General features: G+C 47.7%; 15 protein-coding genes. 11 read left to right on the top strand and 4 right to left on the bottom strand.

Translation table 11 applies throughout. From position 1 onward, the window contains the following. The first annotated feature begins 469 nt into the window (after positions 1 to 469). The 3 genes from M3629_RS25415 (at position 470) to glsA (ending at position 3,468) form a co-directional block, all read left to right on the top strand. Entirely contained in the window at positions 470 to 952 is a 483-nt protein-coding gene (locus M3629_RS25415) for a GNAT family N-acetyltransferase (RefSeq protein WP_090922690.1), read from the top strand. A gap of 122 nt (positions 953 to 1,074) precedes the next feature. Continuing rightward, positions 1,075 to 2,253, top strand: a complete 1,179-nt coding sequence (locus M3629_RS25410; protein WP_251511273.1) for an LOG family protein — start codon at positions 1,075 to 1,077, stop codon at positions 2,251 to 2,253. Between the two features lie 273 nt (positions 2,254 to 2,526). After that, positions 2,527 to 3,468: a glutaminase A gene (gene glsA / locus M3629_RS25405; RefSeq protein ID WP_251511271.1), complete on the top strand. Its 942-nt coding sequence runs from the start codon at positions 2,527 to 2,529 to the stop codon at positions 3,466 to 3,468. A gap of 240 nt (positions 3,469 to 3,708) precedes the next feature. On the opposite strand, the gene M3629_RS25400 is transcribed toward glsA, so the two are convergent. Next, the gene (locus tag M3629_RS25400; RefSeq protein ID WP_090922683.1) at positions 3,709 to 4,062 is read right to left on the bottom strand and encodes a YolD-like family protein; all 354 of its coding nucleotides are present in this window, start codon (positions 4,060 to 4,062) and stop codon (positions 3,709 to 3,711) included. Beyond that, entirely contained in the window at positions 4,059 to 5,303 is a 1,245-nt protein-coding gene (locus M3629_RS25395) for a DNA polymerase IV (protein WP_145415534.1), read from the bottom strand. The genes M3629_RS25400 and M3629_RS25395 overlap by 4 nt, the downstream gene beginning before the upstream one ends. Positions 5,304 to 6,173: 870 nt before the next feature. Here M3629_RS25395 and M3629_RS25390 point away from each other — a divergent pair. The 7 genes from M3629_RS25390 (at position 6,174) to M3629_RS25360 (ending at position 15,034) form a co-directional block, all read left to right on the top strand. Then, positions 6,174 to 8,399 (top strand): hypothetical protein, encoded by a 2,226-nt coding sequence (locus tag M3629_RS25390; RefSeq protein ID WP_251511268.1) that lies wholly within the window; start codon positions 6,174 to 6,176, stop codon positions 8,397 to 8,399. Positions 8,400 to 8,446: 47 nt separating this feature from the next. Beyond that, the gene (locus M3629_RS25385) at positions 8,447 to 9,658 is read left to right on the top strand and encodes a HEAT repeat domain-containing protein (protein WP_251511266.1); all 1,212 of its coding nucleotides are present in this window, start codon (positions 8,447 to 8,449) and stop codon (positions 9,656 to 9,658) included. A 22-nt stretch (positions 9,659 to 9,680) separates the two neighbouring features. Beyond that, on the top strand, positions 9,681 to 11,081 hold the full coding sequence (locus M3629_RS25380; RefSeq protein WP_186811643.1) for a glycosyltransferase family 2 protein: 1,401 nt from the start codon (positions 9,681 to 9,683) through the stop codon (positions 11,079 to 11,081). Positions 11,082 to 11,120: 39 nt separating this feature from the next. Continuing rightward, complete coding sequence (locus tag M3629_RS25375; RefSeq protein WP_251511264.1) at positions 11,121 to 11,924, top strand: response regulator transcription factor; 804 nt, start codon at positions 11,121 to 11,123, stop codon at positions 11,922 to 11,924. Positions 11,925 to 12,234: 310 nt separating this feature from the next. After that, on the top strand, positions 12,235 to 13,602 hold the full coding sequence (locus tag M3629_RS25370; protein ID WP_090922673.1) for a nucleotide sugar dehydrogenase: 1,368 nt from the start codon (positions 12,235 to 12,237) through the stop codon (positions 13,600 to 13,602). An 8-nt stretch (positions 13,603 to 13,610) separates the two neighbouring features. Beyond that, entirely contained in the window at positions 13,611 to 14,558 is a 948-nt protein-coding gene (locus M3629_RS25365) for a hypothetical protein (RefSeq protein ID WP_251511262.1), read from the top strand. Between the two features lie 131 nt (positions 14,559 to 14,689). Beyond that, positions 14,690 to 15,034: a DUF3139 domain-containing protein gene (locus M3629_RS25360; protein WP_251511260.1), complete on the top strand. Its 345-nt coding sequence runs from the start codon at positions 14,690 to 14,692 to the stop codon at positions 15,032 to 15,034. 71 nt (positions 15,035 to 15,105) lie between these two features. Here M3629_RS25360 and M3629_RS25355 read toward each other — a convergent pair whose 3' ends face one another. Together M3629_RS25355 and M3629_RS25350 are read right to left on the bottom strand one after the other, a co-directional pair. Continuing rightward, a complete protein-coding gene (locus tag M3629_RS25355; RefSeq protein WP_251511258.1) occupies positions 15,106 to 15,579 on the bottom strand; it encodes a stalk domain-containing protein in 474 nt (157 codons plus the stop codon). A gap of 259 nt (positions 15,580 to 15,838) precedes the next feature. After that, positions 15,839 to 16,714: a helix-turn-helix transcriptional regulator gene (locus M3629_RS25350; RefSeq protein WP_251511257.1), complete on the bottom strand. Its 876-nt coding sequence runs from the start codon at positions 16,712 to 16,714 to the stop codon at positions 15,839 to 15,841. Positions 16,715 to 17,159: 445 nt separating this feature from the next. Here M3629_RS25350 and M3629_RS25345 point away from each other — a divergent pair, with 445 nt between their 5' ends. Beyond that, entirely contained in the window at positions 17,160 to 18,362 is a 1,203-nt protein-coding gene (locus M3629_RS25345) for an LLM class flavin-dependent oxidoreductase (protein ID WP_251511255.1), read from the top strand. The last annotated feature ends 9 nt before the right edge of the window (positions 18,363 to 18,371 follow it).

Below are 18,371 nucleotides of genomic sequence, written 5' to 3'. Positions count from 1 at the left end.
AATCGGGGAGCCCAGATTGTAGGGGGAACGAATAGTAGCACAGTGCTGCTGCGAAATGGGGATTTATGGAGTTGGGGGCAGGGTGGATTGCTAGGAGACGGGACCACCACCTCAAAAGGAGTACCTGCAAGGGTGGTTTTCCCATAGAATTTAATAAATGGATGGAGGTTAAATGCCTCAATTTTCATTCTATAACCAATCGAACTTTTTAATTCTTTTAAGTAACTAAATAATTGCATTAGCGGTCTCTATCAAGAGACCGTTTTTTTATTTTGATGGAAATGGATTTGATGGGGAAGTTTGGAGTGACTCAATCGATCAATGTAATTCGTGATGGTGCATTGCTACCTTTGCTTCTGTTATACTTTAGGTGAATCAAAGGAAAACTGTACTCAAAGACGCGCTATAAAATGATATACGGTATGCGACACGATGACATTGAAATGACCTATCCTGAGGAGGCATATTCATGAACTTTGTAAAATACACAGAACCGGACTTTGAACATTATTATGCACTCGTTTCCAATGAGGACGTCATGAAGCAGATTACCGAGCGGGCGATCCCGGAGCCGGAAGCGAGAACACAGTTCGATTCCATGCTAGATTATAACCTTCGTTCTTTATGCGGGCACTATAGAGTGACCACGCAGGATGATGCGGGTGTGGCCTACGCCAAATTGATTCTGGATGAAGATAACCCAAGCCGGGCAGAGATGGGGTATATGATTCTACCGGAGCATTGGGGCAAAGGTCAGGGTACAGCTATCGCGTCCCGCCTGATTATTCAGGCTCAGGCTGCAGGCATTGAGGTTCTATATGCCGTTATTGATCCTTCCAATGCGGCATCCCGTCAGATTTTGCTTAGACAGAACTTTGAATCAACATGGGTAGGAGATTACGACGGTTTGCCTGGGGAGATTCTGGAGTTGAATCTGCGTCCTAACAGATAAAGACGTTAGATACACATGAAAGTATATGCTTAAACATGCTGGAGCCGCTTATAAAGCGGCTTTTTTCTGTGCAATCTATATTAGATAGAGCCGTCCTAAATTACATGTAGGAGGAGAGCATTATGATAAAATCATTGGAATGGATTACGCATCCTCCGTTTAACCCTATTCATGATAAGCTTTATTCTCCCTTTGAGTTGCTTAAGGGTTTTAATACGGATGATGCACGGAGTCTATTAGCCACCCCAGATTTCCGGTGTTTTACATATTTTCATCAGCAAGGAGGTACAACCGTTTCAGATCCTTATGCTGCGATGATGGAGGCTGTACATGATACATCCGTGGTACGCGAAATGAACGGATTTCTGGCAACGGAGTTACAGGCAGGCCGTCGTCCTGTTGCAATTATGGGAGGACATCGGGAGAGACGCGGAAGCGAAACCTATCGTAAAGTAGCACGAATTGCCCAGAAGCTATCAGAATCTGGTTTTATTGTCGTTAGCGGTGGCGGACCTGGTTGTATGGAAGCAACACATCTTGGTGCTCTTCACGCTGGACGGTCTGCAGGCTGCCTTGAATCTGCAATGAAACGTTTGGAGAAGGAACCGTTTGCTGAATTCCCGCAAAACATGAGCGATATTATCGGTAAAGATGGGCAGACCTTTAATGAAGAATTGTTAAGTAAGCTCCATAAATGGATGCTTCCCGCATGGGAAATAGCAAATGAACTCAAGGATCAGCTCAGCCCACTCAATTGCAGTTTGGCACTGCCGACCTGGCATTATGGCCACGAGCCGTTTACTCCGTTTGCTACCCACGTTGCGAAATACTTTCTCAATAGCATACGGGAAGATGTGCTTCTTACACTGGCTTCATGCGGTATCATTTTTTCGGAGGGGCGGGGAGGCACAATCCAGGAAGTGTTCCAGGACGCCGCTCAAGTCTATTACCGTGAGAATGACGCGTATAATAAGGCTCCAATTACTTCAATGCTGTTTCTTGACAGCCAGTTCTGGACCAATTCAGAGACCCCTGATAAAAGGCTGCACATGCCAGTGATGGGTTTGCTTTATCAACTTTTTGTCGGTACGAAAAATATGACAGAAGAGGAATTCAAACGTTATATTCGCGTTGTCGATGATGCTGATGAAGCCGTAAACATCATTATTGAAAATGCACAATCCGCGAGTCAGGTTGTGCACAAACTTGCCAGAATTGGCATTAGCAATATTGATTCGGAGCTTATGGCTGAAAGAGCGAAAGATTTTGTTAATCAGCGAGGAAACAATACTGAAATATGATTCATGGAATTTGAAAAAATGAAGGAACAGTCCCCATCGTAATCCATGAACGACCTGATTCAGAGAATAGAACAAAGTCCCCATAAAAGCTGTTACGCTAGCAGCTTTTTTGTTTTCCCGGTAGAAATTCGTGTAACTTCACGTACCACAGGGTAATGCATAGGATAGAATAAGGAGTATAAGGTGTCTTGCCTCAGTACAGCGCTCCGTTGTATTGCAGGGCTAGTATCTCGTGTAAGATACTTCTATAGATAAACGTGGAGGAGATGACATATGAGTGATTCAACGATGGAACGACTGAATGCCCTGTTGCCGGAGTGGCTGGAGACCAGCCGTCTGCATACGGGACAGGGGAAAGTAGCTTCCTATATTCCGGAACTGGTCAAAGCATCTCAGGATGATCTGGGAATACATATCATGGACGCGGAAGGTAACCATGTGTCTGCCGGCGATTGCGGAGTTTCTTTTACGATGCAAAGTATCTCCAAAGTGTTCACCCTCATTCTGGCCCTGATGGATCACGGGGAAGAGGCGGTCTTCTTTAATGTAGGAAAAGAACCCACCGGCGATGATTATGACTCCATGATCAAGCTGGAACTGGTTGAACCAGGCATTCCGTTTAATCCTCTTATCAATGCGGGGGCGATCACCGTATCTTCTCTCGTTGGTGGGGACTGCAAGGAAGAGAAGTCACGCCGTATTCTTGAATTTTTCCGCAAGTTAGCGAATAATGAACGATTGGGTTATAACGAAGACGTTTTTCGTTCCGAATCGGAAAGTGGTCATTTGAATCGCTCCCTCGCCTATTTCCTCAAACATAACGGTGTCATCAAAGATGATGTGGAAGATGTGCTGGCAGTTTATTTCCGTCATTGTTCTATTGAAGTTACCTGTGCTGATCTAGCTCGCATGGCGCTTGTTCTCGCTCATGATGGAACCGATCCGATTACCGCCGAAGAACTCATTCCCCGTCGTTATGTGCAGATCGCCAAAACCTTTATGACCACCTGCGGGATGTACAATGCTTCTGGTGAATTTGCCATCGAGGTTGGTTTGCCCGCCAAAAGCGGTGTTTCTGGTGGAATACTGACGCTTGTTCCGGGACAATTCGGCATCGGTGTGGTTGGCCCGGCACTTAATCGCAAAGGCAACAGCCTCGCTGGCGTTCATCTGCTCGAGCGTCTGTCCAAGGAGTTCGACTGGAGTTTCTTCTAATATTAAAAAAGCAACGTAATAGCTACCCTTCTAAGGCAGTGGATGAATCAGATTCCAGTTATTTTGCTTCTTTTGAACGAGGCAGAATGCACGGACATCGGTTTTATCGACTGCTCTTTTATGTTCTTAAAGTATAGTAGGGATACGGTCCTGCACAACGTGAAGCTGCTACATCTATCAATGGGTTCCCACTATATCTATATGTGAAGAATTGCTCATTTTGCTACATCACTCACATGTTTATTCATCCATCCATTCACCTGCTGGAGTTACACCTGTAATGAGATTCATCTGAAGATCCCGATTCCCGTCATCGGTTAGCAGTCTGAGTGTACGGGCGGGGCGATCCAATCGGAGCACACGTCCAGTATAAGAAATGTCATCATGCTCATGGAACAGCGTGATCGTAACGCGGTCGCCAAGTACCATGGAGTTGCTCAGCAAACGGGACATTTCATCTGCGGCCTGGGCATCCAGGGAGGGACGAGTGCGGGGGGCAAGCTGCTCCTGATGAAGAATATAGGCTTCCCGATGTTCGGGAAGCATCATGCGTGAGGATTCAAAAAGTCCGTTTTGTTGCAATTTTTTACTCATCTATAGTGACCTCCAATTTTATGAGAACGATCCTGCGCCTGAGCGGACGAGCACAGAGATGAAGCACGCATGATGGCGGTATCTCCGAACTTGCGCTTGATATCATCCGTGGCTCGCTCCAGTTCTCTCTTGCGTTCGCGGTCGTCAAACCAGGACAGTTGTACTTCTGAATCGGGTACAAGTCCGCTCAGCGACACATGGATGCGTCTTATGGGTAATCCGTCCCAATGGCGCAGAAACAGAGCTGCCGCCGCATCATATACTTCATCTGTGATGTTGGTCGGTTCATTCACCTTCATCTGACGGGAAAAACCGGTTGGCCGGTCGTAATCCTGTCCGCGACACCCGACCGAAACGACATGCCCCATGAGTGATTTGTCCCGGGAACGTCGGCTGACTAGTTCCGCGAGCTCCAGCAACACAACCTTAATCTCTTCCCAAGTCTCGTAATCTCGTGGTAGCGTCATCTGATGTCCGATCCCCTGCTGCTGGTGTGTGTATGTTCCGGGTTTTACCGGAGAATCATCTATACCACGGGCGATACGCCATAACACTTCACCATTTACACCCCACCGCTCCTTGAGCCGGGATAGCGGTGTATTCGCCAAATCACCAATCGTATGAACGCCCATTTTGTAGAGATGCTGTGCCATGCGTGAACCAACCATGAACATATCGCGTACAGGTTTTTCCCAGATCGTGGAGGGCATATCCTTCCTTGGCAGCGTATAGATGCCTCCTGGGACTTTTTTGGCATACAGGTCACAGGCCATTTTGCTGACGACTTTGGTATCGCTGATGCCGATTCGAATGTAAACGCCAGTTTCATCCATCACTTTGGACTGAATGCTGCGTGCAATTGTTTCGGGACTGCCGAACAGATCCAGACTTCCGGTGACATCGAGGAACTGCTCGTCGATGCTGTAGGGTTCTACCAGATCAGTGTAGGACTGAAGAATACGTGTAATATGAAGGGATACGCGGATGTATTCGGCCATTCTTGGGCGAATAACGACAACATCTGGACATTTGGCAAGGGCTTCTCCCAGTCGTTCTGCGGTTGTAATACCGTAGGACTTGGCGAGAGGACACGCCGCCAGAATGATACCTGAACGCCTCGCGGGGTCACCAGCTACAACAAGGGGGCGATCCCTGTACTCAGGATGTGCAGACTTCTCCACACTGGCGTAAAATGACTGGCAGTCTGCCAGCATGATGACACGTCTGTCTTGGCGGGGCATGATGTTTCCTCTCCTTATCTGCAATTCTTGATGCTGCTCCTGGTCGTCTGATCCTTGCAGAGAGCTGTTCATTTACAGTTTATTTACAGTATGGAACAAGTGTTCCTGTTTTATAAGCATAAAGGACAATTCAAAATGCGGCAACCGGAATTATTTTGCAAATTGGACACAATTATACGCTGGGCAGACTAGGGACATGAAATAGGAAATAAGATGCGTCTTTTTACATTTAATGTGAGATATCTGTGACCTCTGGGCGATGACTGATAGTTCATTTTGATTTTTGTAAAAGTGTCGTTCATGGATAGAGTCCTAGATAGGGGGACTGATGTCCTTTTTTCGTTTTCAGTACTTTTCAGAAAACCTTGATAGGACGCGGATTTTCAGTGATGCGTTATCGGACTATAGTATCAATTTTGTAATCTTTATGGTTAATACTGTAAAAAACGCGAAACTTTAAAATGTTACTCGCGTTTAATGGGGTATATGTTTTTCGGGGGAAGAGTGCCTGCATCCGCGTTGCACATAACAATATTACGTGAAGATGTGCAGGATAAGCAGGGCATTCATCTGTGCTTTTCGGCAGATCACGAATGTAAAAAGACCGCAAACGGGATTGTTGCCTTGGAGTGCTAGAGGGTGGCTCAACGGGCTGAGTATGGGCAGAACGTTCCATATCATGTTTGCTTCCATCAGCCTAGTTACAATGCAGAGGCTTAGCGCTATAGTGAGAACTACACCGCTGACATCTCTACCAAGCGGACATCCGAAGCGGAATGATCGTATGTTTCCTGCATGGGTTTGTGCAATGCATGAACCTGATCTATGGGGAAGCAGGATGCATACTAGAGAGGTGAGCAATCAGAAGTCATGAGCAGACAACGACGAAGACGCTGGTTACTGACAGCTTTGACAGGCGCATTGGTGGTGACTGGCGGAATACTTGCCGGATGGCATTACATGCAACCAAAGCTGGTTACGTATACAGCGGAGAACGGCACGGAAATGAAATTCAAGACCGATGGAGACCGGTTCATGCAATACGGGCCGGATGGAACGTGGAAGGAAATGTTCGTTAAAGGTGTGAACCTGGGGGCGACTTCGCCGGGACATTACCCGGGAGAGTTTCCGCTCACCGAGGAGGATTACCTACGCTGGTTCGAGCAGATTCAGGATTTGGGCGCGAATGTGATTCGAGTCTATACCGTCCACCAGCCGATTTTTTACTCCGCACTGGTCGATTATAATCGTGGCCGGGAGCAACCGTTATATTTTATACAAGGCATATGGTCACCTGAAGAGGAATTGATTGAGGAGCAGGATGCCTATGCCGATCATATTGAACAGAGGTTCAAGCAGGAAATAGAAAAGGCCGTATCTGCCGTGTACGGTGATGCAGACATTCCTACTAAGAACGGAGAGTCCAGCGGCAAGTACAGAACCAATGCCGGAAAATACTTGATGGCTTGGCATGTAGGTACCGAGTGGGACCCGGGGATGGTGGACAACACCAATAAGGTGCATGCGGATGTGCCGCAGTACAAAGGGGTTCACTTTTCCGGCAGTGCAGAAGCATCACCGTTTGAAAATTGGTTAGCAGAGCTGCTGGACTACACGGCGGTTCAGGAGAAAAAGTATGGATGGGAACATCCAATGACGTTTACCAACTGGGTCACAACCGATGTGCTGGATCATCCAGGCGAGCCGCTCTATGAAGAGGATCTCGTCAGTGTGGATGCACGGCATATTAAGCCGGAAGCATGGGATGGAGGTTATTTTGCTGCCTATCACGTGTACCCGTATTACCCGGATCTGTTCCACATTGATAAGACACTGCAAACCATCAAGGATGAAAAGGGCGAGTACAACACGTACAAAAGCTATCTGCAAAAGCTAAAAGCCGAGTTTTCCGATATGCCTGTAATGATTACAGAGTATGGTGTGCCGTCCTCACTTGGTATTTCTCATCTGGGCATGGGTGGTCGAAATCAAGGCGGGCATAACGAGGTACAGCAGGGAGACATCGATGCTTCGCTTACGCAGGATATCTATGATGAAGGCTATGCAGGAGCGATTCTGTTCATGTGGCAGGATGAGTGGTTCAAAAAGACCTGGAACACGATGCCGCTGGAAATTCCGGCAGATCGCCGGGCGTACTGGCTAAACGTGTTAACCAACGAAAAGATGTTTGGTTTGCTGGCCATGGACCCAGGGAAACAGGAACAGCTGACCATTGATGGCAAGCTGGATGACTGGGATAAGCTGAAGAAAGAAGATGTCACCGTCTGGCAAGGGCAAGTGAATGGTATTCAGGAGATGAAAATGACCCATGATGAAGCTTACCTGTATGTGGGCTTGACGCTGGATCAGCCATTTGACCCGGAGAAAACTGTACTTCGCATTGGGACAGATACTCTTACCGGCGGCAGTCAACCAAGCAACATGTTGCCAGGCAAAACGCTAAGTGATGGACTGGAAACGGTCATCACATTGGGTAAAGATAACGAGTCCCAGGTACAGATTGCGAAGGACTATGATTTCAATCAGCGTCTGTATGGCAAGGACGGGTATAACATGATCCCAGACGAGGAGTTGAAGTCAGCCGATCCGTTCCATCCGTGGGAACTGGCTGTCAGTCTGAAGATGACCCCGCCAGATACACGTTCAGCGCATCCATTCATGGCGGAGAACGTGGGAACGTTAAAGAGAGGTACGACAGTTCCAGGACAGGCAGACAGCGATTCGTTAACAGCTTGGCAGTATAACGGCAATCAGGTGGAGATGCGAATTCCTTGGATGCTGCTTGGTTTCGGTGATCCGAGCTCCTTGCAGGCCATCGAATACGGACCGCTGAAAAACGGTCGGGAGTTTTCTACAACTACCGTTGAAGGTATCACGCTGGTTCCGTGGTTGACGGATCGTTCCACAAAACAGATATCCTGGCCTGGGGGCGAGCAATCAACGCTGGATTTGAAAACTTTACCCGTTTACAGCTGGAAACCTTGGGAGCAGGTCGAATATAGCGAAAGACTTAAGTTAAGCTATGAGAAAATGCGGCAGAGCTACGAAAAAATGCCTAGTTTTCAGATCGAATAAATCAGCATAGAACATCATAAGCGAGTATAAAAGGAGGACTTTTTCACATGTTCCAGAGTTTAGCTTTGGCCTATTGGTTTTTGATCGCCTGCATTGCACTTGTGATTGTAGGCGTCATCGTTCTGTTTGCCATGAAAATGTCCCACAACGGCAAACGACGCAAAACCGCTTTGTATGAAATGAAGCAACGAGACTATTTCACGTATCTGCAGACCGCATTGACGGAGAACAGCCCACTCAAGCTGCCGCCAGGCAAGCTTGCTCCGCTAGAACGACGGGTTATTCAGGACAAGCTGATTGAATGGATTGACCAGTTCAAGGGAGAGTATCGTGACAAGCTGATCGAACTGTGCCGGGAGGCCGGATTCGTCGAACACGATCTGAAAGAGCTAGCCCGTCTGCGTTACGGACGTCAGATTGATGCAGCATATCGTCTCGGAGGCATGCGCTGTCCCGAAGCAGTTCCAGGTTTAATGGAGCTTCTCAAGGATGAGAAGCCGGGTCCGATGGCGATCATGATTGGACGTTCGATTGCGAGATGTACAACCCGGCATGGCGAGTTGAAAGACATGCTTACACTGCTTTTAACGAAAGGAAAATCGATTCATCATCTGGCTGCGGACATCTTATTGGAAGCAAACCTGGATACGAGTCGTGTGTTGATCGAATTGCTTGAGGATCGCAACCCTGATTTTGTCAAAGTAGGACTTGTGGCGATGTGGGGACAAGCGGTGCCGGAAGTAATGCCTGCACTCCACAGACTCGTCGGAGCAGAGCATGAGGATGTTCGTGCCGAAGCAGTGAAGCTGTATCTCAGTGCAAGTCCAGCACTTAAGGATGAGACGATTCTGAAGCTGATCCAGGACACCGATCCGGAAGTTCGGGCGGAAGTGGTACAGGCACTTGGTTTGAAGCATGCATCAGGCAGCATTCCGCTACTGCGCAAGGCACTTCGCGATGAAGACTGGAGAGTTCGCTATAACAGCGCGGAAAGTTTGAGTAAGCTGGGCGAACCGGGATTCGAAGCTTTGTGTCAGGCAGCAGTGCAAGGAACGGGTGCAGAGCGCGAGATTGCCATGCAGCAGATCGAGAGCACGATGCAGCATTCGGGAACCGACCACAAGGCGGTAGAGCAGATGATTGCACATAACAAAAAAAGACTGCTGTACGAACGTTATTTTGGCCCGGTGCGCGGCGAAAACCGTACAGCCAAGAAACGCACAGGCGTTGCAACAGTAGGAGGGGATTACACTGCTTAGAGATTTATTGCTAATCTACGGTATGGTCGCCATCTATTATGTGGTGTTTGTTAATACGCTTTATTTTTCCATACTGGCCTTATCATTTCGTAACATCTGGACGATCTTCCGGAGGTCACATTACTCCAAGTACAACACGTTATCCGGCTCGGAACTGGTTCCTTCGGTATCCCTGCTGGTGCCAGCGTACAACGAGGAACTGACGATTATTGAAAATGTAAACTGCCTCATGACACTGAACTATCCAACGTATGAAGTCATTGTCATTAATGATGGTTCGAACGACTCCACCTTGAAGGTGTTGTTGGAAGAATACCGGCTGAAGCCGGTGCCGAATACGCAAATTCGCGGAAAAATTCAGTGTCAAAAAATTCGCGGCATCTATCATAACCCGGACTTCCCGGATCTGTATGTTATCGACAAGGAGAATGGCGGTAAGGCCGATTCCCTCAACGCAGGGATTAATTTGTCCCATTATCCGCTGATCTCTTCCATCGATGCCGATTCACTTCTGGAGAAAGACGCTTTGATCCGCATGGCACGCATGTATATGGAGAATCCGGAAGAGACTGTTGCGATTGGTGGGGATGTCCGCATTGCCAACGGCTGTAAAATCGAAAACGGTGCGGTACAGGACGTATCCTTGCCGCGTAAGATTTGGCCGATGTTCCAATCTATCGAATATTTGAAAGCATTTCTTGGCGGACGCATTGGCTGGAGTCACATGAACGGTCTGATCATCGTCTCTGGCGCATTCGGCATGTTCCGTAAGGATGCAGTGATTGCCGTAGGTGGATACCGCGACGGTTACCCAGGTGAGGACATGAACATTATTATCAAGCTTCACCGCTATATGCTGGAAAATAAACTCAAATACCGCGTCGCTTTCTGTCCTGAAGCGGTGTGCTGGACACAAGCGCCGGATTCGTACCGCATTTTGTCTAGTCAACGCAAACGCTGGGGCCGCGGGAATCTGAAAAACATGCTGGAAAATCGCGGCATGCTGTTCAACCCGAAATATAAGGTTATGGGGTTAATCACCATGCCATATAACGTTATTTTTGAAGCGCTGAATCCGTACTTCCGCATTACCGGACTGATTGCTCTGGCTGGATACGTGCTTCTGGACATGACCCAGTGGCCGATCCTCGTTTTGTTTGGCTTGCTGAACTTTGTGAGTGGATATCTGCTGAGTGTAGGGGCATTGATTCTGGAGGAGATTGCGTTTAAACGGTATAACAAGCTGTCCGATCTGGTCAAAATGCTGGTCTACTCCGCCCTGAAATTTGTGGGATATCATCAACTCGGCGTGCTGTGGAGATTGCAGGGACACATTCAGTTTTTGCAAAACAACAATTCCTGGGGCACGATGACACGTCAAAGCTGGTCTGAGGAATCCAAGGACGCGAGCAAAGCGGCTTAAGTAATACAGTAACAACATTATAGAAGGGTGGAAAAGAACATGCCAAATACGGCGACATTGCAGCGTGAGGCTGCCGTTAATGTGTACCGCAATGTAGAACAGGGATTGAAGGAAACGGGTGCCGAAGCTTGTGGTTTAATGTTCATTCACTGTGCAGGTCAGGTTCAGCCGGAGCAGCAGGTCAGGACACATCTGGAGCAGGCGGGATATACGTCGTTCCAGGTATGGCAGGATAGTCATACAAAGGCGATTGCTGTGCTGCTTCCAGGGCTTACGCTGGATGAGGTTCACTATGAAGGACTTCGTATCAAGCATGAGTTGCAAGAACGTGCTCCCGGCGCTGATCCGCAGATTACACTGGCCAGTTTCCCGCCAGGGGAGCGCCCTTCGAAGGCAACGATTCAGCATATGGCCGAATCTTCGAAGCTTGTGGATTCATCGGAAATTCATATTTATACGCTGGAACATACGTCGGATGACCCCGAACGGATTTTGATCGTGGATAATGATCCGACGGTTCGAGAATTTTTGCAGCTGCGTTTAAAAATGCAAGGATACGAAACCTACGAGGCGGTGGATGGACTCGCTGCCCTTGACCTGATCGAGAAAGTGACACCTGACCTCGTGCTGACCGAGCTGAATCTGTACGGCATCGATGGGCTTCCATTCATTCACCATATCCAGAAGCTGGAGATGGAGCAACCACCGAAAATCGTCGTGTTGACCGAACAGCGGGTGGAGCAAACGATCAGCCAATGTTTCAGCAGCGGAGTAGACGATTATATGACCAAGCCGTTCTCTCCTGTGGAGCTGGACGCCCGGATCAGACGTTGCCTGCACTAACAAATAAGTAGAGTTAGAGTCAAGACGCTTAATTACAACCACATCTATATGATCTGGACTAGTTATTTACACTTTAACGGAGAGGACAGAAAAAACCTGAAAAAGCGAAGCTAAAAGTTTTCTAAAAGAAAGCTGCATCGGAAGCATAAGCTTCGCCTTTATCACCGGATTTTCTCTTTAACAAAAGGAAATCAAAAAAATCTGAGGATAACAGCGATTGGAAGGTTATTCTGTCATCGGAGTGTCCGTGTAAATCTCCTTAGTTCAGATCATATAAACAACATCAAATATATTGCGCGGAGGGAATATCATGGAGAATCAACAATTTCACACTTTACTGAACGCGATCGAAAATAAAGAAGCAGTACTGGGCGTTGTCGGCCTCGGTTACGTCGGCCTTCCCCTTGCGGTGGAGATGGTCAACCAGGGATTCACCGTCATTGGCATCGACCTGGATGCTTCCAAAGTCGACAGCATCTACAATGGGGATTCCTATATTCACGATATTTCGTCCGACGAATTGAAAAAAGTGATGCAAAGCGGCCGTTTCCAGCCAACAACAGACTACAGCATGCTACGTGTCATTGATGCACTGAGTATTTGCGTACCAACGCCGCTCAGCGAAAATCAGGATCCGGATACCTCTTATATCGAGACGGTTGTGGATCAGATTAAACTGCATATGAAACCAGGTATGCTGATCACATTGGAAAGTACGACGTATCCAGGTACAACGGAAGAGTTGATCCAGCAGGAGCTGGACAAAATCGGACATGAGGCGGGCAAAGACTATTTCCTGTGCTTCTCACCTGAACGAGTGGACCCATCCAACGGTCGTTTCACTACATTTAATACACCGAAGGTCATCGGCGGTACAACCGAAGCTTGCCTGAAACTAGGCACAGCGCTGTACAGCAAATATGTAGAGACTGTAGTTCCGGTATCTTCACCTAAAGTAGCGGAAATGTCCAAACTACTGGAAAACACATTCCGCAGTGTCAACATTGCCTTTGTCAATGAAATGGCCATGATGTGTGATCGCATGGGCATCGATATTTGGGAGGTTATTGACGCGGCTGCGACAAAACCGTTTGGCTTTATGCCTTTCTATCCAGGTCCGGGTATTGGCGGACACTGCATCCCGCTCGACCCGATGTATCTGTCGTGGAAGGCCAAAGGATTCCGTTTTTATAGCAAATTTATTGAACTGGCGCAATCCACCAATGACAATATGCCATACTATGTACTGAATAAAACGTCAACGATCCTGAATGAATACGCGAAGTCTGTTCGCAAATCGAACATTCTCCTGCTCGGCATGTCGTACAAACCGAATATTGCCGATCTGCGTGAATCACCAGGACTGGAAGTATACGAGCTGTTCAAGGAAAGCGGCGCAAACGTTAACTATTACGACCCGCATGCAGAATCATTCAAAGACAAACATGGCGAAACCGTGCACAGCCAAGCCTTTAACCTGGAGCAGTTCAAAACGTATGATTGCATCGTGCTGATCACCAACCACAGCGACTTGCCTTATTATGACATTGCGGAACTGGGTGTACCAATTCTGGATACGCGTAATGCATTCCGCACGTACAATCACTCCCATATTTACAAGATCGGTCACTCGGTACAACATCCTGTGTTTGCACCAAGTGAAGCGGTTCTCGTCTGAGGCGACCGATGAGAATACAGGGCAAGTTGGCAGGTAAGGCGAAATGGGCTATTGTGGCTGTGGTGTTCTGCCTGCTGCTCCTGTCCTGGCTGTTCAAATGGTTTTCGCATGAGGAACACAAGGCAACCTGGCTGTGGGATACGTCGATCATTATCAAGCAGACACCTGAGATTATCGCATTCTCCAAGGAACAGGGCGTGGATACCATTTTCCTGCAAGTTCAGGATGAGGTGCCCGATGCGGCTTATCGCAAGTTCATTGCGGCTGCGACCAATGCCGAGATTGAAGTGCACGCGCTGAATGGTCATGCCGACTGGGCTTATCGCGAAAAGCGCGCAGAAGGACTTGCTTTTATTGAACGCGTGCGGGCATACAATTCTTCTTCTGCGAAGAATGAACGCTTTGAAGGCATTCAGCTCGATGTCGAGCCTTACCAGTTAAAACGCTGGGAGAACGAGCAGAGCAGTGTCATTGCCGAGTGGCAGAACAATATGGAGGTCTGGACGGAAGCCGGAAAGGCAGCAGGACTATATATGAGTGCAGCGATTCCATTCTGGCTGGATGCCCGGCAGTCTGCTGGAGGCAAGGAGACACTCAGTCGCTGGGTCATCTCCCGTTTCGATGCGGTAGCTATTATGGCTTATCGGGACAGCGGGCAGCAGATGTATGATCTGTCCAAGGAAGAGCTGGCTGAAGCGGATGATCTGGGCAAGAAGGTCTGGATTGGAGCAGAACTCGCGGATACACACGAGGGAGATCACTTGACCTTTTTCCGCAAGCCCATCAGCAATATGGACGAAGAGATGCAGAAGGTGTTTGAACTCGGTGCCTCACACTCATCGTTTGCAGGTGTGGCAGTTCATCATTATGAGGCGTGGTATGCGAAGCAAAACGGCATTCCGCTGGCGCGAAAGACCGAGAAATCGAAAGAAGAATCACAACATCAGAAACAATAACACAAGCTTTAACGTTTAATTGATAATCCCTTCTGGGCAAAGCAGCAGGTATTCGTTCCTGCTGTGTGTAGCTCAGAAGGGATTTTAATATTATTTAGAGAATGTGAAAGTGTAGAAATGGAGGTTTCTCTATGTCGAAAAGAGTGAAAATCAGTTGGATTGCTACTTTAGCGTTAGTTGTGGTGATATCAGGTTGGGTGTACTTCAGTTTATTCGGTAATCCAATTCAAAAGAAAGATGCTGAAGAGAAAGTAAGAGCCTATTTAATTCAACAAAAGGGATATTCCCCTGAGGAAATGATAGATATAACGGGTAACTATTCTTTTACAAGCTCAGAGGCTCCATATGGTGTTTCCGTAACATTCGCGGATGAGCCTAATGATAAGTATCATTACGGTCTTTTCAAGGACGGGCACATTGAGCAGTACAGTTACACGAGCGATAATCCTATACATCTGGAGTCTTCGATTAGATAAAGCGTCCCAACTGGTGCGCTTGTTCCCCGTTTGGGTAACATTCTACCTTTGTGAACCAGGTGTAGCGTAAGTTACTCTTTACTCACTTGTACTGTTTTTGTCTGCGAGTCATAAGAAACGTTAATGTCGTAGATTGAGACGATATCTTTTAGAGGAAAATAAATGCGGTTTTGAATCAAAAGAACGGGATCACTCAATCGAAATGACTCATCATTGTGCTGGAACGTATCACTTCCAACTTTGAACTGTAATTTTGGGGTAGGAATTGCAAAGTCTTCATTGAGGACCTTAAACGTTTTGGTTTCGGATTGAAAGGATAACGCTTTGGAATTAATTTGGAACGGAAGGCAGTTCACGAATCCGTCGAGATCGACGTAGGTGTGCCCTTTAATAATCAGACCTGTAAATGATTTTTCGCCCAGCACATTGGATTTGATGTTTACCATTGAGCCGGAAGCGGAGAGAGAAGCCGCATTTACGGATGAACTGAAGCCAGCCATAGCAAGAGTTAGCACAGTCACCACTAAAAATTTGGAAATACGCATGATCAACCACTCCCTTGATATATTCCTTTGGTATATTCATTAGAATTAACGCAACAACCGGTACATAAGTTACATATGTTGGGAGTAAGTTTTTAGGAAGTGAAGATGAGATTTTTTCGTACTGAATAAGGCAAATCCCGATCACTCGCATAGTGAAGGGGCTTGCCTTATTCAGGTTATTTTTGCGCTTGAGAACAGGAAAGTGTCCCCTTAGCTCGAAGGTTCTCTTAACCAACTCAACTAATCTAATCAACTCGCTCTATTGTTCAGTTGTCGTTGTTCGGTAACGGTTAGGAGGCAGACCGACTTGCTTTTTGAAGGCTTTGGAGAACGAAAATAAGTCCGGGTAACCCACGGAATGAGCCACTTCCGTTAAACTCAGCGTGGTCTGCACAAGCAGGAGCTTGGCTTGCTTCATTTTGAGCTGCTGAATATATTGCACTGGGGACAAGCCGTAGGCTTTGCGAAACTGTTTGGCAAAATGGGTTCGATCCACCCCTGCATGGGCTGACACACCCTCCACCGATATCCCGCCCGCAAAATGAAGTTCAATGTACTCTTTCCCTTTTTGAAGCCAGGGGGTGGCTACATCCGGTTGCAAGTCTTTGGTCGCCGGAGAATGCGCAATGCGGTCGAAAAGGCTGAGAAACCGGATCAGTCGCCCCAAATCACTGGCACTGTCCTGCGTTTTGCGAACATCGTCCATAAACGACCGCATACTGCTGGCTGTCTCGGGTGTGAGTACACTTGAACGATACGGGTTATCAGGACTTAATCCAATGCGAGAAAGCAGTTCAGCCGCAAATGCTCCGTCAAAGGCAATAAATATTTTTTGCAATGGTTGCTCCGGATCAGTCCAATACTCATGCGTCACATGTGGGAACAGGCAGAAGGCATCTCTGGCTCGCAGGGAATACTGCTGTCCGTTCTGAATGAATGAGCCTTCGCCCTCCAGCACAAATAACAAATAATGATAAGGCGTAGTCCGAGGACCTATATGATAATTGCTTTTAGCAATGTTACGACCAATGCGTAACGGCCATGCACCGCTGGCCTTCTCAAATTCAGACGGAGTGAAAAATAGAATATCCAAAAACTCGTGGTGGTCCTCCTTCATGCGCTCAAGCTCGGTCACCAGGAACACCTCTTTATTTTATAAGTATCGTCGATATCATCTAAAAGATTTATTTATAACCCATTATACAGGTGGGTTTTATATAAATTCAAGATCGAGTAAACCCGAATACGAAAAACAACCACAAAATGACAAAAATAAATTGCCGCGAAATGACATTGATCACAGACAAATCAATTGATATGATGTCCATACCTATTAAACCAAGTTAATTAATCGGTATTTGTGATTATTATGGTTGCTAAATTGATTTACAAAATGACACGACAACGGAGGGTGCAGAAAAGACCTGAAGAAGCGAAGCGTGCGCCTTTGTCACCGGATTTCCCCCATAAAAGGAGAATGAGAAGAAATCTGGGGACAAGAGTGTTCGAAAGGTTTTCTGTAACCGAAGTGTTTGAGTGGAACTTTATAAAGCAATTATCCATAGAAGGGACTGACGTGAATGAGTGAACAGGAAGAGATGAAGTTTGGATGGTTTTTACCAACTGCCGGAGATGGGAAGTATGTAGGTGTAGAGCCGGAACGTGAGCCAAGTCTGGATTATCTAGTGCAAGTGGCACAGACGGCGGAAACGGCCGGATTCGAATTTGTACTCATTCCGACAGGGGGAGCCTGTCTGGACGCATGGGTGGTCGGCTCGGCGGTAATGAGTCACACCAAGACACTGCGTCCCCTTGTCGCGATTCGCCCAGGTTTGGTGACACCCGTACTTGCGGCTCGCATGGGTGCGGCACTGGATCAGCTCTCTGGCGGTCGCGCCATGATTAACGTGGTTACAGGCAGTTCGGTTCGAGATCTGGAAGAACTCGGTGATCCGCTGGCACATGCGCATGATGAACGGTATGTTCGCGCAAGCGAGTATATGGAAGTCATGAAGCGTTCGTGGACGCAGTCGACAGGCTTGAATCTGACGGAATTCGCCGGAAGTGGCGCACAATCAGGTGCAGATGCATCCAGCGAACCAAATCCTGAATTCAACGGTCAATATTACAACTTCAAAAGCCCGGTAGGCATGCCGGAGACGGTACAGAAGCCATACCCTCCATTTTATCTTGGAGGAAGTTCTCCGATTGCCAAGCGAGTGGCCGTTGAACATGCGGATACCTTCCTGATGTGGGGCGAGCCGCATGACTGGATTCAGGAACAGATTGAAGAGATCGAAGTCATTCGAGAGCAGGTAAAAGAGGAGACGGGTCAAGATCGTCAGCTCCGTTACGGTATGCGTGCTCAGGTGCTCATTCGGGATACGGAAGAAGAGGCATGGGCAGCGGCATGGGAGATCATCAGCAAAGTACCGCCGGAAGCGATTGAAAAGGCCAAAGCCGCATTCGCCGAAACGGATGCCACCAACCAACGCAGACAGAATGAGCTCCGGGAACTGTCCGAGAAGCAACAGTTTGTTGTTGGGCCGAACCTGTGGACTGGTTTGTCGGTGGTGCGTTCCGGGGGAGCCATCCTCATCGTGGGTACGGCGGAGCAGGTTGCAGAACGTTTGATGGAATACGGAGACTTGGGCGTGACGACATTTATTCTATCCGGTTATCCGCATCTGGAAGAAGCCGAAATCTTCGGCAAGACCGTGATGCCTATCATTCGTGAGAAATGGAAAACAAGACAGAAACAGCATTCTATTACTGCCAACTAAGGAGGCCCT

Origin of the sequence: Paenibacillus polysaccharolyticus, from assembly GCF_023714295.1 — a bacterium.
Lineage (GTDB): Bacteria > Bacillota > Bacilli > Paenibacillales > Paenibacillaceae > Paenibacillus > Paenibacillus polysaccharolyticus_A.
Note: the sequence above shows the minus strand (reverse complement) of the source record. Positions and strands in the feature narration are given on the sequence as shown.